13 protein-coding genes and 18 tRNA genes are annotated in these 13667 nt (G+C 70.2%); 7 read left to right on the top strand and 24 right to left on the bottom strand.

The window, feature by feature from the left end:
- Positions 1-100 precede the first annotated feature (100 nt).
- On the top strand, positions 101-556 hold the full coding sequence (locus ACTMTJ_RS29160) for a hypothetical protein (RefSeq protein ID WP_441221522.1): 456 nt from the start codon (positions 101-103) through the stop codon (positions 554-556).
- 62 nt (positions 557-618) lie between these two features.
- Here the strand turns inward: ACTMTJ_RS29160 and ACTMTJ_RS29165 are convergent, their stop codons facing one another.
- From ACTMTJ_RS29165 to ACTMTJ_RS29260, 20 genes are all read right to left on the bottom strand, one after another.
- On the bottom strand, positions 619-1140 hold the full coding sequence (locus ACTMTJ_RS29165) for a hypothetical protein (protein ID WP_441221524.1): 522 nt from the start codon (positions 1138-1140) through the stop codon (positions 619-621).
- A 671-nt stretch (positions 1141-1811) separates the two neighbouring features.
- Positions 1812-1885 (bottom strand) — tRNA-Cys (locus ACTMTJ_RS29170).
- A gap of 5 nt (positions 1886-1890) precedes the next feature.
- Positions 1891-1962: transfer RNA gene (locus tag ACTMTJ_RS29175), tRNA-Arg, on the bottom strand.
- A gap of 3 nt (positions 1963-1965) precedes the next feature.
- Positions 1966-2036, bottom strand: a tRNA-Tyr gene (locus ACTMTJ_RS29180).
- 1 nt (position 2037) lies between these two features.
- A tRNA-His gene (locus ACTMTJ_RS29185) sits at positions 2038-2114 on the bottom strand.
- 2 nt (positions 2115-2116) lie between these two features.
- Positions 2117-2188 (bottom strand) — tRNA-Val (locus ACTMTJ_RS29190).
- Between the two features lie 13 nt (positions 2189-2201).
- Positions 2202-2273 (bottom strand) — tRNA-Asn (locus ACTMTJ_RS29195).
- A 5-nt stretch (positions 2274-2278) separates the two neighbouring features.
- Positions 2279-2348: transfer RNA gene (locus tag ACTMTJ_RS29200), tRNA-Glu, on the bottom strand.
- Between the two features lie 5 nt (positions 2349-2353).
- Positions 2354-2426 (bottom strand) — tRNA-Val (locus ACTMTJ_RS29205).
- A 1-nt stretch (position 2427) separates the two neighbouring features.
- A tRNA-Met gene (locus ACTMTJ_RS29210) sits at positions 2428-2503 on the bottom strand.
- 1 nt (position 2504) lies between these two features.
- Positions 2505-2577 (bottom strand) — tRNA-Lys (locus ACTMTJ_RS29215).
- A gap of 1 nt (position 2578) precedes the next feature.
- Positions 2579-2667 (bottom strand) — tRNA-Ser (locus tag ACTMTJ_RS29220).
- Positions 2668-2676: 9 nt separating this feature from the next.
- Positions 2677-2749 (bottom strand) — tRNA-Arg (locus ACTMTJ_RS29225).
- A gap of 5 nt (positions 2750-2754) precedes the next feature.
- Positions 2755-2828: transfer RNA gene (locus ACTMTJ_RS29230), tRNA-Ile, on the bottom strand.
- A gap of 13 nt (positions 2829-2841) precedes the next feature.
- Positions 2842-2915, bottom strand: a tRNA-Asp gene (locus tag ACTMTJ_RS29235).
- 3 nt (positions 2916-2918) lie between these two features.
- A tRNA-Leu gene (locus ACTMTJ_RS29240) sits at positions 2919-3003 on the bottom strand.
- Positions 3004-3090: 87 nt separating this feature from the next.
- Positions 3091-3165 (bottom strand) — tRNA-Leu (locus ACTMTJ_RS29245).
- A 38-nt stretch (positions 3166-3203) separates the two neighbouring features.
- Positions 3204-3641, bottom strand: a complete 438-nt coding sequence (locus ACTMTJ_RS29250; protein WP_441221526.1) for an HNH endonuclease — start codon at positions 3639-3641, stop codon at positions 3204-3206.
- Between the two features lie 32 nt (positions 3642-3673).
- Positions 3674-3749: transfer RNA gene (locus ACTMTJ_RS29255), tRNA-Pro, on the bottom strand.
- A 115-nt stretch (positions 3750-3864) separates the two neighbouring features.
- Positions 3865-3939, bottom strand: a tRNA-Trp gene (locus tag ACTMTJ_RS29260).
- Positions 3940-4286: 347 nt separating this feature from the next.
- On the opposite strand from ACTMTJ_RS29260, the gene ACTMTJ_RS29265 reads away from it, so the two are divergent.
- From ACTMTJ_RS29265 to ACTMTJ_RS29290, 6 genes are all read left to right on the top strand, one after another.
- Complete coding sequence (locus ACTMTJ_RS29265) at positions 4287-4748, top strand: acyl-CoA thioesterase (RefSeq protein ID WP_441221528.1); 462 nt, start codon at positions 4287-4289, stop codon at positions 4746-4748.
- Complete coding sequence (locus ACTMTJ_RS29270) at positions 4745-5989, top strand: hydroxyacid-oxoacid transhydrogenase (protein ID WP_441221530.1); 1245 nt, start codon at positions 4745-4747, stop codon at positions 5987-5989. The genes ACTMTJ_RS29265 and ACTMTJ_RS29270 overlap by 4 nt, the downstream gene beginning before the upstream one ends.
- A gap of 73 nt (positions 5990-6062) precedes the next feature.
- Positions 6063-7223 (top strand): 5'-methylthioadenosine/S-adenosylhomocysteine nucleosidase family protein, encoded by a 1161-nt coding sequence (locus ACTMTJ_RS29275; protein ID WP_441221532.1) that lies wholly within the window; start codon positions 6063-6065, stop codon positions 7221-7223.
- 55 nt (positions 7224-7278) lie between these two features.
- Positions 7279-7518, top strand: a complete 240-nt coding sequence (locus tag ACTMTJ_RS29280) for a hypothetical protein (RefSeq protein WP_441221534.1) — start codon at positions 7279-7281, stop codon at positions 7516-7518.
- Positions 7454-7942, top strand: coding sequence for a glycosyl hydrolase family 18 protein (locus tag ACTMTJ_RS29285; RefSeq protein WP_441221868.1), 489 nt, complete (start codon positions 7454-7456; stop codon positions 7940-7942). Before ACTMTJ_RS29280 ends, ACTMTJ_RS29285 begins: the two co-directional genes overlap by 65 nt.
- A gap of 109 nt (positions 7943-8051) precedes the next feature.
- Positions 8052-9800, top strand: a complete 1749-nt coding sequence (locus ACTMTJ_RS29290; protein ID WP_441221536.1) for a discoidin domain-containing protein — start codon at positions 8052-8054, stop codon at positions 9798-9800.
- A gap of 76 nt (positions 9801-9876) precedes the next feature.
- On the opposite strand, the gene ACTMTJ_RS29295 is transcribed toward ACTMTJ_RS29290, so the two are convergent.
- The 4 genes from ACTMTJ_RS29295 to ACTMTJ_RS29310 form a co-directional block, all read right to left on the bottom strand.
- Entirely contained in the window at positions 9877-10734 is an 858-nt protein-coding gene (locus tag ACTMTJ_RS29295) for a hypothetical protein (RefSeq protein ID WP_441221538.1), read from the bottom strand.
- Positions 10731-11279, bottom strand: coding sequence for a SigE family RNA polymerase sigma factor (locus ACTMTJ_RS29300; RefSeq protein WP_441221540.1), 549 nt, complete (start codon positions 11277-11279; stop codon positions 10731-10733). Before ACTMTJ_RS29300 ends, ACTMTJ_RS29295 begins: the two co-directional genes overlap by 4 nt.
- A gap of 69 nt (positions 11280-11348) precedes the next feature.
- A complete protein-coding gene (locus ACTMTJ_RS29305; protein WP_441221542.1) occupies positions 11349-12392 on the bottom strand; it encodes a LacI family DNA-binding transcriptional regulator in 1044 nt (347 codons plus the stop codon).
- Positions 12389-13666, bottom strand: a complete 1278-nt coding sequence (locus ACTMTJ_RS29310) for a DUF1996 domain-containing protein (protein WP_441221544.1) — start codon at positions 13664-13666, stop codon at positions 12389-12391. Before ACTMTJ_RS29310 ends, ACTMTJ_RS29305 begins: the two co-directional genes overlap by 4 nt.
- Between the last annotated feature and the right edge of the window lies 1 nt (position 13667).

Here is a 13667-nt window from a genome sequence, read left to right on the forward strand (position 1 = left end):
CGCCTACCCAGTGGACGCACGACGGGGAACCAACCAGCGGGGGTGGCGGACCGCGGTTTGACCCGCCCGGCCCACCGGACTCCGGGAGTATCGTCGAGGGGTGGTCGCCTGGGACAGCTGGGAGCCGTGGCGGACGGAAGCCGACGACCAGTGGCTGGCCGCCCATTCGAGCGACGCGTTCGGCCGGATCCGCCGCGTGTTCCACCCACTCGCGGGCGGTGCGGACGCGGTCTCCCACTCGGTGCTCGGCGGCCTGCTCGGTGGGCCGCCGCGCAATCCTGACCTAAAGGTCAAGGGCGTCACGGCCGAGCAGATCCGGTACGCGGAGCGGCACTACTCGTACACCACCACCCAGGTCGACCTGGGCGTGTGCCGCCGCTGCGGCCACCAGCTCGAGGAGCGCCACCGGCTGCTCGTCGTCGACCCGCACGGCTTTCGGCGGCAGGTGGGCACGGCACGCGCCTGCCGCCGCTGCGCCGCCGAGTCGTGGCTCTTCACGTCGCACATGCCGGGCGCCCGCCGCCTCGCCGCGTCGCGCGCCAAAATCGCGCTGTAGTCACTCTGGAGCCGATGGCCGCGGCATCGCGATCCGCCGCCGGTCGCGCTTGGCCCACGGAGTCACTCGTCGTGCGCGGAGCGAGGGATGGGAGCGTCGAAGACATCGACGACAAACGTCGAGGTCGAGGTGCTGTCCATCTCGACCTCACCGTCGCCCTTGGCCAGGGTGTGCAGACGGACCCAGTATCCGTCGTCACTGGCCTTCCTCGCGACGGCGACAGCGCTGACCACGGGATCACGCACCGCCTCCTCGCTCGTCCAGGTGCGTAGGACCGGAGTTTGCGGCAACGTCCAGGTTCTCGACTCGGCGGCCGCCGGGACGAACACCTCGTCCGACAGGAGCTGGACCTCCCAGCTGACGTCGCCCGCACTTCCGAGTTCGTTGGTCGCCCGGATGCCGAGGCCGATGACGTATGCGGCGTCCAAGTACTGGATGAACTCCTCATCCGCATGGCTGAAGTAGCACAGGCGGATTTCGTCGATCGGTCCGTAGCCGGTGAAAGCACCCAACTCGAACGCGCATCGCTCCCGCACGAAGCTCCGCACAGCGATGCGCACCGCGTCCGGCAGGCGATCGAGCACGGCGTGCAGCGGACCCTCGTCACGTTCCGCAAGGTAGGAGTTGAGCGCCGAGACGAGGCGTCGGTGACATCGGCATCCGCGGCGCCGAGAGTCGTAACCGCCTCAAGGTGATCCTCGCCGGTCCTGACGAGGGCGAATACGCGGCTCTTGCTGGGGCTTCTGTGTGCCAGAAACTGGTACACCATGCTGATCTCTCCTACGACGGACACAACGCGTGGCGCAGGTCCGCTCGGACCTGCGCGGGCGTTGTAGAACCTGACGGTCGAGGGCATGCCCCGCGGGCTACTGACCCAGAGGTATCTGCCTGAATCGCTGTCAGCCCCGGTGCTGCCGGGGCCGCGTCGCATACGGAGCCTACCAGGAATCCGGAGCTCTCTAGGCGCCGATGTGGCTAGACGTGCTCATCGCCATCCGACGAGCGCCGCCGGGCATCCGTCAGGATGCCCGGCGACCACGACGCCTGCCGGGACGGCCACGTACGCGCCGCGCCGTTCCCCACTCCGAACCATTGCCCAGTCGGCACCACAGCATCTCCGTCACCTCCCACACTCCTCATTGGATGGACTAGCAAATGTCGTGAGCCCCGGTGTCGATCCGGGCACACCGTCCTTATGAGGGACGGCCGAGCAGCCAGCGCCCGCGCTCACGCGGTCCACAGTGGATGGCATTCGAGGCCGAAGCGGGATTCGAACCCGCGTATGACGGTTTTGCGGACCGCCCCCTGACCAGACTCGGGCATTCGACCGTGCGCGCCCCCGGCTGGATTCGAACCAGCGGCCTCGGCCTTCGGAGGGCCGCGCGCTTCCGCTGCGCTACGAGGGCATGTGCAGGCGGCAGGAGTCGAACCCACGGGCCACTGCTTTACAGGCAGCGCCTCACACCGCATGAGCGCCTGCTTGGGGTGGCTACGGGGAGTCGAACCCGCGCCCTCCAGAGCCACAATCTGGTGTGCACCTCCGGTACACCACAGCCACCGTACCCGCGGAGGGTGTCGAACCCCCGGCCTCCGCTTTGTAAGAGCGGTGCTCTTCCGTTGAGCTACACGGGCATTGGAACGTGCGCTCGGACGCCCGGATTCGAACCGGGATCACGCGGTTAACAGCCGCGGGCCCTGCCTGTTGGGCGACATCCGAATGAGTCGCGCGTGCGGGGCTCGAACCCGCTTCGCTGTGTGAAAGACCAGGGGCCTACCCATAGCCGAACGCGCGTCGCGTGCCCCGAGACGGACTCGAACCGTCGACCTCCGCCGTGTCGAGGCGGCGCCCTACCAACTGGGCCATCGGGACGTGGCGGTGGCCGGATTCGAACCGGCGATCTCGGGCTTATGAGGCCCGCGGGAACGACCGAACTTCCCTACACCGCAGTACGCCGGGTGGGACTCGAACCCACGACCCACCGCTTAAGAGGCGGTTGTCTCTGCCGCTGAGCTACCGGCGCGTGGAGGAGAGGGTGGGAGTCGAACCCACACGGGCCTGAGCCCTACACCGTTTTCGAGACGGGCGCCGGCACCAATCGGCTGGCCTCTCCCAGAAAGCGTGCCCCGGGCAGGATTCGAACCTGCGGCTTCCTGATTCGTAGTCAGGTGCGCTATCCACTGCGCCACCAGGGCATGAGTCCCGCCGGGTGGAGTCGAACCACCTGCCTTCGCCTTATCAGAGCGACGCCCTTACCACGCGGGCCACGGCGGGACGGGACTGTACGCGCCAACGACGGGACTCGAACCCGCGACCTTCCGCTCGACAGGCGGCTGCTCTGGCCAGCTGAGCTACGTCGGCATGTGTGCTCGGGGAGAGTCGAACTCCCACGCCCTTTGGGGCACCGCATTCTGAGCGCGGCATGTCTACCGGATTCCATCACGAGCACGAGCGTGGAGTGACGCGGTATCGAACCGCGGACGCGGAGCTTGCAAGGCAACGCTGTGCACCAGCACCCACCCCATCGGTGTATGTGTGCCCTCGGCGCGAGTCGAACGCGCACGTGACCGCCATCTCGGGACGGCGCCTCTGCCGGTTGGGCTACGAGGGCTGGGCGGCCGGCGCCCGTGACGGCGCCGGCCGCATCCATCAGCGCGCGAGCGACGCCCACGACGGGGTCGCCGGCTCGTAGAGCGGCCGCATGCCCGCTTCGGCGGGGGTGCGGTCGCCCTTGCGCTGGTTGCAGCCATCACAGGCCGCGACAGTGTTCAGCCAGGTGTTGCGGCCGCCGCGGGAGCGGGGCACAACGTGGTCGACGGTCGTGGCGAGCCCACCGCAGTAGGCGCACCGGCGGCCGTCGCGGGCCAGGACGCCCGCGCGGGACCACGCGGGGCCCGCGGTGTACCGCCACTTCGTCACGACGTAGCGGACGAGGCGGACGACCGTGGGCACCGGGTAGATGCCGATCAGCCGGTCGGGGTGTGCCTCGTGTACCTCGGCCACGCGCCGGACGAGCATCCGCACGGCGTGGCGGAGACTGACCCGGTGGAGCGGGCCAAGGTCGGCGTTGATGACAAGGACTTCCACCGGATCCTCCCTTCTTCGCAGTGACGTATATGTGGTCGGGAACCGGGGAGTCGAACCCCGCGTTTCCTGATCCCAAATCAGGCCCGGTCACCGAGCCGGTCGTTCCCGATTTCGCCCAGCCGTCACCGTAGAAACAGCGCGGCTGGGCGCCTTTCGTGTCATGCCATCCACTGTGGAGTTTTCAAACTTCAATGCCGCCGCGCGTTACTCGCGCAGGGCAAAGCAGGGGCGACAGGAATCGAACCTGCGACCTACGGTTTTGGAGACCGCCGCTCTGGCCGGACTGAGCTACACCCCTATGGGCTGAGCAGTGTCACACGAGGAAGATGCGTTGCTGTGCAACGAAAAAGCCGCCCTATCCCTGGCTGGGTGGGCGGCTGAGCGCTACTACGTCCGCGCTACCGTCGCCGCCCGCCATACGGGGCTAGCTCTTCGTTCGCCTTGATATCGATGGGTCGGCCGACTGACGGCATGCCCACCGGACAGCGCAGCGAGAGCCGCTGCGGTGCGGAGTAGGCGTGCCGGAACATGTCGGTGACTCCTCTGGTCGGTGTGGAACGTTGTAGTAATACGGTAAGCGGCGATCTCCTGTGACGCAACAGCCTTTTAGGCACCGATGTTCCCCAGTGTGGAAAGCTAACGGTCGTGGATCCCATCGACGGTGACCCGAGGGCCTTGCGACGCGGCGACTTTCCGGTGCTGCGCGACTTGCCGACCCGTTGGGCGGACGACGACGTCTACGGCCACGTCAACAACGTCGTGCACTACGCGATGTTCGACTCGGCGGTCAACGGTTGGCTCATCGAGGCCACCGGCACGGACATCCGGCGGCTGCCGGCGATCGGACTGGTGGTCGAGACGCGCTGCCGGTACTTCGCGGAGCTCCGCTTTCCGGATGTGGTGACAGCGGGGCTCGGGCTGGAGCGGCTGGGCAGCTCCAGCGTCGTCTACCGCCTGGCGCTCTTCGGGCCGCGCGACGAGGCGCCGGCGGCCGCGGGGCGTTTTGTGCACGTGTACGTCGACCGGGAGTCCCGCCGGCCGGTGCCGGTGCCCGACCGGATCCGGGCCGCGCTGCGGCTCTTGCAGTCCACTGTGGAGGAGAGATGACCCGGGAGACCATTTTCACGTACGCCGCACCGCGGCTGAAGTTCGGCGCCGGTGCGGCCGACGAGATCGGATACGACCTCAGCCAGCTCGGCGCGCGGCGGGTGCTCGTCATCACCGATCCCGGCGTGGCCGCGTTCGGCGCGCCGCGGCGGGTCGCCGACGCCATGCGGCGATACGGGGTGGTGGCGGAGGTCTTCGCGGACGTACACGTGGAGCCGACCGACGCCTCGATGCGCCACGCCGTCGAGGCGGCCCGCGCCTCCGGTCCGTGGGACGCGTTCGTGGCCGTGGGCGGTGGGTCGTGCATCGACACGGCCAAGGCCGTCAACCTGCTCTCCACCAACCCCGGCGACCTGATGGAGTACCTCAACCCGCCAGTGGGCGGCGGGCGCGCTCCTGAGCAGCCGCTCAAGCCGCTGGTGGCGGTGCCGACCACGACGGGCACCGGCGCGGAGAGCACGACCGTCTGTGTACTCGATGTGCTGGAGCTGAAGCTCAAGACCGGGATCAGCCACGCACGCCTGCGCCCGACGCTGGCCGTGGTCGACCCGCTGTTGACGGCGACCCAGCCGCCGGAGGTCACGGCGGCGAGTGGCATGGACATCCTCTGCCACGCGCTGGAGAGCTACACGGCCAAGCCCTATACGGAGTTCGACGCCAAGGAGCCGGCGCAGCGCGTGCCGTACTGCGGCGCCAACCCGGTGGCCGACATGTGGTCGGAGAAGGCGCTGGCGCTCCTCGCCCGGTCGCTGCGCACCGCCGTCGCGAACGGCGACGACCTGGCGGCTCGCACGGACATGGCGCTGGCAGCCACGTTCGCCGGCATGGGTTTCGGCAACGCGGGCGTGCACATCCCGCACGCCAACGCGTACCCGATCGCCGGCGGCGTGCGCGACTTCCACCCGGCGGGCTACCCGGACGGCGAGCCGCTTGTGCCGCACGGCATGGCGGTCGCGCTTACCGCGCGGGAGGCCTTCCGGTTCACGCACCCCTCCAGCTCGGAGCGCCACCGCCGCGCGGCCGAGCTGCTGGGCGGCGACGACCTGCCGGCGGTGCTGACCGCGCTGATGCGCGACATCGGCATGCCGAACGGGATCGCCGCGGTCGGTTACGGCGAAGGCGACATCGAGACGCTCGTGGGCGGTGCCCTGAAGCAGCAGCGGCTGCTGGCGATCGCGCCGCTTCCGGTGACGGGAGAGGACCTGGCGGGCATCTTCACCCGCTCGCTCAGCCTCTGGTAACCGATGGCAGATCACGGACAATCGATGCGTTGACCTTTCCGCACGTGGCGCGGGCTGGCTAGCCTCGCAACCGATGACCGAGGTGCCGATCGTCTTCCTCACCGCGCTGGATGTGGAGTACCTGGCCGTTCGCGCGCGGATGACCGCGCTTGGCGCACACCGCCACCGGGCCGGCACTCGGTACGAGATCGGGCTCCTCCCGGATGGCGAAACCCAGGCGGCGCTCGGCCTTACGGGCGTGGGAAACCAGTCTGCGGCGGCGCTCGCCGAGCGGGCGATCGCGGAGTTCTCGCCGGCGGCGGTCTTCTTCGTGGGGGTGGCCGGCGCCCTCTGGGGCCACGTCATGTTGGGCGACGTTGTGGTCGCCAACCGGGTCTACGCCTACCACGGAGCGACGAGTCAGGACGACGGCCTGAAGGCCCGCCCCCGTGCCTGGGAGATGGCGCATGAAGCGGAGCAACTCGCCCACCGCTTGGTGCGCGGCGGCGGATGGACCCGTTCGCTTCCGCCCGGCGGCGCCGTCCCGGTGGCGCGCATCGGGCCGATCGCCGCCGGCGAGGTCGTGCAGGATTCGGCGATCTCCGACCAGGCGCGCTGGATCAGAGACGTCTACAACGACGCCCTGGCGGTGGAGATGGAGGCGGCTGGCGTCGCGCAAGCCGGCCACGTCAACCGCTCGCTGCCGGTGGTCGTGGTTCGCGGCATCAGCGACCGCGCGGACGGCACGAAGGGGACGACGGACGGCGCCGGCTGGCAGTCCAGGGCCGCCACCAACGCGGCCGCCTTCGCCACGACGTTCGCCGAGCTGTTGGCACGCGAGTTGCCGGGTGGCGCGGCCGGACCCGACCGTCACCGGTCGGGCGACACGACGACGAACATCGCCCAGGGCAACGCCCACGTCTCGATCCAGGCCGGACGGATCGAGGGCCCGGTCGTCCTGGACGGGCCGCCGCCCACCTACGACCTTCCCGTCGACCGGCGGGCGTCGCGGAGCGCCGACCTCGTGGACGGATTGCACGAGCTGCGGCAGCTCCTGCATCGGGCCTGGGCCGCGGGCGGGCTGGACGAGGATACGTACGCCGCCGCGATGCGAGAGCTGGACCTGGCCAGTGACCCGGGAGAGCGGCCCGCCGTGGTGTTGTCGCTGATGAGGCTGCGCGGCCTGCTCATGGACGTCGCCGACCTGGCCGGGAAGGTCAAGGCCCTCCTCGTCATCGCGCGGACCATGCCGTAGCGATATTGACGCATGTAACTTTATAGCCCCACTATTAGGAGAGTTTCCTAATAAGGTGCTCATCTCGATCGGCGGCTGGACGTACTCCAAGTTCTTCTCCGACGCGGCGGCCACTCCGGCGTCGCGGGAGAAGCTCGTCCGCTCCTGCGTCGACATCTACATCAAGGGGCAACCTGCCCACGTACAACGGCGCCGGCGGACCGGGCAGCGCGGCCGGCATCTTCGACGGCATCGACCTCGACTGGGAGTGGCCGGGGTCGGAGGGGCACCCTGGCAACCACGTCAGCCCGGCTGACAAGGCCAACAACACGGCGCTCATGGCCGAGTTCCGCCGCCAGCTCGACGCCCTCAGCGTGACCACCGGCAAGCGGTACCTGCTGACCGCCTTCACGCCGGCCGACCCCGCGAAGATCGCGGCCGGCTGGGACATCGGGCCGGGCGGGGTGTTCGAGTCTATGGACTTCGCGAACGTGCAGGGCTACGACTTCCACGGCGCCGGCTCGGACAACTCGTGGGAGCCGGGGCGTACCGGCCAGTCGGTCTCCAGCTACTGCTACACGGGGCCGGGCGGGCAGTGGTGGAGCTTCGACGACGCCTGGTCGATCGGGCAGAAGACCGCCTGGCTGAAGCAGAAGGGCCTGCTCGGCGGGATGATCTGGGAGATGTCCGGCGACACCGCCGGCGGCACGTTGATGAACGCGCTCCATACCGGGCTCTGATCAGCAGGGGCGTCCCGAAACGTTTCGGGACGCCCCTTGACGGACCGGCGCGCATCGACCACGCTCACCGTGTTAGAGAGCGCTCTCTCACCCATGCACGGGAGCAGCCATGAGCAGGAGAACCCACCGCCTCAGTCCCCTCGTCGCCGCCGCCGTCCTCCTCCTCGGCGGCTACGCGGTCGTCACCGTGGGCACGGCCAACGCGGCCGGCCCGCTCATCTCGCAGGGGCGGCCGGCCACCGCCTCCTCGACCGAGAACGCCACCTTCCCCGCCGCGAACGCCGTCGACGGCAACGCCGCCACCCGCTGGTCGAGCGCGTTCAGCGTTCCACAGTGGATCCAGGTGGACCTCGGCGCCACCGCGGCGGTCGACCAGGTGGTGCTCAACTGGGAGGCGGCCTACGCGTCCGCCTTCCAGATCCAGGTCTCCACGAACGGCACCTCGTGGACGAACCTCTACAGCACCACCACCGGCACCGGCGGTGTGCAGACGCTCGCGGTCAGCGGCACGGGCCGCTACGTGCGGGTCAACGCTACCGCGCGGGGCACGGCCTACGGCGTCTCCCTGTGGGAGTTCCAGGTGTACGGCACCGCGACCACGGGCGGGTGCGGCACCGCCAACGCGGCGCAGAGCCGGCCGGCCACCGCCTCGTCCGCCGAAAACGCCACCTTGGCCGCCGGCAACGCCTTCGACGGGAACACGGGCACCCGCTGGTCGAGCGCGTTCGGCGATCCACAGTGGATCCAGGTGGACCTGGGCGGCTCGGTCACCGTCTGCCAGGTGGTACTCAGCTGGGAGGCCGCGTACGCCTCCACCTTCCAGATCCAGGTGTCGACCAACGGCAGCACGTGGACGAACGTCTACAGCACCACGACCGGCACCGGCGGCACGCAGACGCTCAACGTCAGCGGCACCGGTCGGTACGTGCGGATGAACGGCACCGCACGCGCGACGCCGTACGGGTACTCGCTGTGGGAGTTCGCGGTCCGCACCACGGGCTCGGTGCCCACGACTCCCCCGCCGACCACCCAGCCGCCGGGCGACTTCTGGGGTGACACGGCCAGCATCCCGCCGGCACAGAACGTCGTCATGCTGAAGATCCTCAACCGCACCAACGGCAGGTACCCGGACAGCCAGGTGTACTGGAGCTACAACGGGCAGACGCGCTCGATCGCCGAGCAGCCGTACTTCGACATGCCGGTCAACACGGCCGGGCGGATGTACTTCTACCTCGGCTCGCCCAACTCGCAGTACTGGGACTTCATCGAGTTCACCGTCGGGCCGGCGGTCTTCAACGGCAACACCACGCGGGTCGACGCGTTCGGGCTCAAGCTCGCCATGCGGCTGCGCGCGCACGACGGCTACGACGTGGCGGTCGGCGAGGACCAGGCCACGTTCGCGGAGGACCGGGCGGCGACGTTCCAGCGGTTCGTCGACGAGATGCCGGCCGAGTTCGACCATCTGGCGCAGATCCAGGCGCCTTACCGCATCCCCTCGCCGGGCAACTCGCCACAGTTCCAATCCGGTGGGCAGTACCAGAGCTACATGTCCAGCTACGCGTCCTCGGTTGGCTTCTCGGCGTCCACTTCGGACATCTTCGGGTGCGCCGGGCCGCTCGCCAACAACCCGGGCATGTGCGCCGCGCTCAACCGGCACGTCGCACACCTGCCGCAGTCGCAGTGGGGAAACCCAAGCCTGTACTACCAGACGGCCCCGGCCAACTACTACTCGCGCTTCTGGCACGACCACGCCATCGGCAAGCTGTCGTACGGCTTCCCGTACGACGACTACGCCGACCAGTCCTCGTTCGTCTCGCGCGGCAACCCGCAGTGGTTGCTGATCGCCGTGGGCTGGTGAAACCGTGGCCGGGGCCGCCGTGGGGGACGGCCCCGGCCATCACGGCGAGTTGCGCTCGCCGCAAACGGCAACCGGGTCAGGGCAGCATCGCCGGGTCGGCGGCCAGTTCGGCCACCTGCTGGGCGCTGAGCGGCGGGTCGGCCAGCGGCGGGCGGTGGTCGTCGCCCTCGGGCTGCTTGTCGACCGCGTCCGGGGGGAGGTTGCCGTCCGGCTCGTAGCTGGGGATGCCCTGCCACGACGAGACCATGAGCTCGCCGCCGTCCAAGAACCGGACCGCCGAGATGACCTCGCCGTACTCCGGGTCGTGCTGGCGGGTGACCTTGACCGGCACGCCGTTCACCGTGACCACCTCGCACGGCAAGGCCGCGTCGGCCTTGCTGCCGGCGTGCTCCGGGGCGCACAGATCGCCGCTCGGTGCCTTCTTGCCGTCGTACAGGATGACCGCCATCAGCTGCCCCTCACCGCCGCCGGCCGCGATCTCCACCTGTGTGTACGCGGCCATCAGCTGGCTGCCCGGCTCCAGGCGGTGCTTGCGGGAGTACACGGTCTTGTCGTCGCTGAGGCCGTCCACCTTCGTGACCGTGTGGCCGGGCGGCACGGCGGCCTTCAGTACCGCGGCCATCGCGCGGCCGTGCACGGGCCCCGCGTGGGCGCTCGGCGGCGGGGCCGGCGCGGTGGTCGCCGGCGCCGGCTGGGCGGCGGTCGTCTCGGTGGCCGGGCCGGCGTCCGGTGCCGGGGCCGCCTGCCATCCGGCGACCGCCGGAGTGGCCAGCACGCCCGCGACCGCCACGGCCACGGCGCTGGAGCCGGCCACGCGCAGCCGGTTGCGCCGCGCGGTGGTCCGGCGGGCGATGGCCAGCGCCGCGGCGCCGTCTCGAAGCGGGGGCGCGGGCTCGTCCAACGCCAGCTCGCAGATCGTCCTTACCTCGTTCACTGCCGCCCTCCAAGCGGTCGCTTCAGGTCGTCGAGCGCCCCGCCCAGCACCTGCCGCAGGTCGGCCAGGCCGTCCGCGGTCTGGCTCTTCACGGTGCCGGCGGAACAACCGAGGATGTCGGCCACCTGCTCCACGGACAGGTCGGCCCAGAACCGGAGCACGAGCACCGCGCGGCGCCGCTTCGGCAGCCGGGCCAGCGCGGTGCGCAGCACGACCCGCTCGTCGGGCCGCCCCTGGTCTGGCGCGACCGCGTCCAGGTCCGCGCTGCCGGGCACCGTGGCGTGCTCGCGCCGCCAGGGCCGCCGCCGCTCGTCCAGGAACGCGCGCACCAGGACCCGCCGGGTGTACTGGTCGAGCACGTCGTGCCGCTCGATCCGGTGCCACGCCTGGTAGAGCTTGGTGAACGCGGTCTGGGTCAGGTCTTCCGCGAGGTGCCAGTCACCGCACAGCAGGTACGCGGTGTTGCGTAGCTGGTTGGCGTGCGCCGCGTAGTAGGCGACGAAGTCGTCCTCGTGCCCGCCGCGCCCCAGTAGTCCCACAACCACGCCCTCCCGTCCTCCTCGGTCGGGTAAGACACGTAGCCAACCACCGATCCGGTTGGTCGGGCCAGCCGATCAGGCCGACTGGCGCACGATCAGGGACGGACTGAAGATGACAGACCTGGGGGTACGGCGCGGATCGCGCAGCGTCGCGAGCAGCAGCTGGGCCATCTCGCCGGCCATCTCCTCGACCGGCTGGCGGATGGTGGTGAGCGGCGGGCGGGCGTCGAGGGCGGCGCTGCTGTCGTCGAAGCCCACCACGGCCACGTCCTGCGGCACCCGGCGGCCGAGCTCCCGCAGCGTGCGCACCGCGCCCTCGGCCATCAGGTCGTTGGCGACGAAGAGGCCGTCTACCTCGGGGTGCCGCTCGATCAGCCGGCGGGAGGCCGACTCGCCGCTCGCCCGGGTGAAGTCACCCGCCAGGTAGGGGACGTCACCGCCCGCCGCCGCCCGGAAGCCGGCGAGCCGCTCGCGGCCGGGCGGGATGTCCTGCGGGCCGCAGATCGTCGCCAGGTGACGGCGGCCCAGGGCGAGCAGGTGCTCGGCGGCGATACGGGCGCCGGCCTGCTGGTCGACGTCGACGAAGCTGTGCGGCACCGGGCGGGCCGGGCGGGCGGAGAGCACCGCCGGCACATGCATGTCGTGCAGCTGGCGGGGCAGCGGATCGGCGCTGTGATTGGAGATCAGCAGCACACCGTCGACGTGGCCCTGCCGCAGGTACCGCAGCACGAGGTGGTGCCCCGGCGGGTCGGCCGGGATGATCACGAGGTGGATGCCCTCGGGGCGGAGCACCTCCTGTGCGCCGGCGGTGACCCGGCCGACATACGGATCCGTGAAGAGCCGGTTGAGGAAAGCACCCTGGCCCGGCGGCTCGGAGATGACCAGCGCCACCGAGTCGGTGCGGCGGGTCACGAGCGAGCGGGCGGCGAGGTTGGGCACGTAGCCGATCTCCGCGATGGCGCGCTCGACGGCCGCCCGGATGCGCGGGTCCACAGTGGGCACCGCGTTGATGACCCGGGAAACGGTGGCCCGCGACACGCCCGCCGCGACAGCCACCTCCTCCAGCGTGGGGCGTCCCGCCGGCCCGTCGCCGGGCCGGCGGGACTGTTCGTCCGTCACGGCGTCCCGTTGACTCCGCACTTGATGATCGGCCGGATGCAGTCGCGCACCCGCCGTTCCAGCTCGGCCACCGGCCAGGCGTTGAAGAAGTCACCGTGCATGGTGAACCCTCGGCCGGACGAGAGGCGGAAGCGGGACGGGTCGCCGTTTGCCGGGTAGCGGAGCACCTGGCGGAGCTTCGGCACCGGCACCGGGTGGGTGGACGGGCAGTTGCCGGCGACCGGGTAGGCCATGTGGCTCTTGTGGTCGGCCGAGTCGAGGTCGCGCCCGTTCCAGCACTGCGGGAAGTCCAGATAGGACTCGATCATGCTGCCCGCCGGGCAGGTAAGGAAGTCCTTGGACGCGCCGGCCTCGTTGTGGTGCAGGCACGACCACCGGGAGATGGTGGTCGCGTCGGGCGCGGTCGCCTTGGCGTTGCCGGCCACGATCCGCAGGCCCAGCGGGAACGGCTGGATGCGGGCGATGACGTCGTTGTTCACGCCCTCGCCGAGGTAGTAGAAGATGCCGGTGACCGGCTCGACCGGCTGGTCGTTCACATAGAACGTGGGCACCCAGTACGAGGAGGTGTCCACGGCGGGGTTGCAGTTGCTGGCACCGTTCAACAGGTCGGAGACATCGCTGTAGGCATCGGTGACCCGGCTGCCGAAGAAGCTGTGCATGTGTGAGGCGCCGGGCAGGTTCGGGAAGACGATCGGGTCGTCCGGCAGCCGGTGACTGAACGGACAGTCGGCGAGAAACTCGGACACCCGCACGATCGGGCCGGACGGCGGCGGTGGCGGGGCGGCGCCGCCGGCGCCGTACACCTGGAACTCCCACAGCGAGACTCCCCACGCGGTGGCACGGGCGGTGGAGTTGAGCCGCACGTACCGCCCCGAGCCGGAGACGGTGAGATCCTGCACGCCACCGGTGCCGTTGGTGGTCGTGTGTACCGTGCTCCAGCTGCTGCCGTTGGCCGACGTCTGGATGGTGAACGCGCGGGAGTAGGCGCCCTCCCAGTTGAGCACCACCCGGCTGACGGTCGCGGCGGCACCGAGGTCGACCTGGATCCACTGTGGATCCGAGAACGCGCTCGACCAGCGGGTGCCGTTGTTTCCGTCCACCACGGCGGAGGCGGGCGTGCCGGCGTTTTCCGTCGAGGAGGCGGTGACGGTGCGCCCCTGCGAGATCAACGGGTCGGCCGCGTCAGCCCGCGACCCGTTGACGACGATGTATCCGGTGAGCAGTGCGAGGAAGGCGACAGCGAGCGTGCCCTTCCTGCATCCAGCGGCTTGCATT

This window comes from Phytohabitans sp. LJ34 (genome assembly GCF_052068095.1).
In the GTDB taxonomy this organism is placed as follows: Bacteria; Actinomycetota; Actinomycetes; order Mycobacteriales; family Micromonosporaceae; genus Phytohabitans.

Excerpts from the sequence above, each read along its gene's own strand:
- ACTMTJ_RS29270 (WP_441221530.1), top strand. The coding sequence starts at position 4,745 with ATGACCCGGGAGACCATTTTCACGTACGCCGCACCGCGGCTGAAGTTC.
- ACTMTJ_RS29275 (WP_441221532.1), top strand. The coding sequence starts at position 6,063 with ATGACCGAGGTGCCGATCGTCTTCCTCACCGCGCTGGATGTGGAGTAC.
- ACTMTJ_RS29290 (WP_441221536.1), top strand. The coding sequence starts at position 8,052 with ATGAGCAGGAGAACCCACCGCCTCAGTCCCCTCGTCGCCGCCGCCGTC.
- ACTMTJ_RS29310 (WP_441221544.1), bottom strand. The coding sequence starts at position 13,666 with ATGCAAGCCGCTGGATGCAGGAAGGGCACGCTCGCTGTCGCCTTCCTC.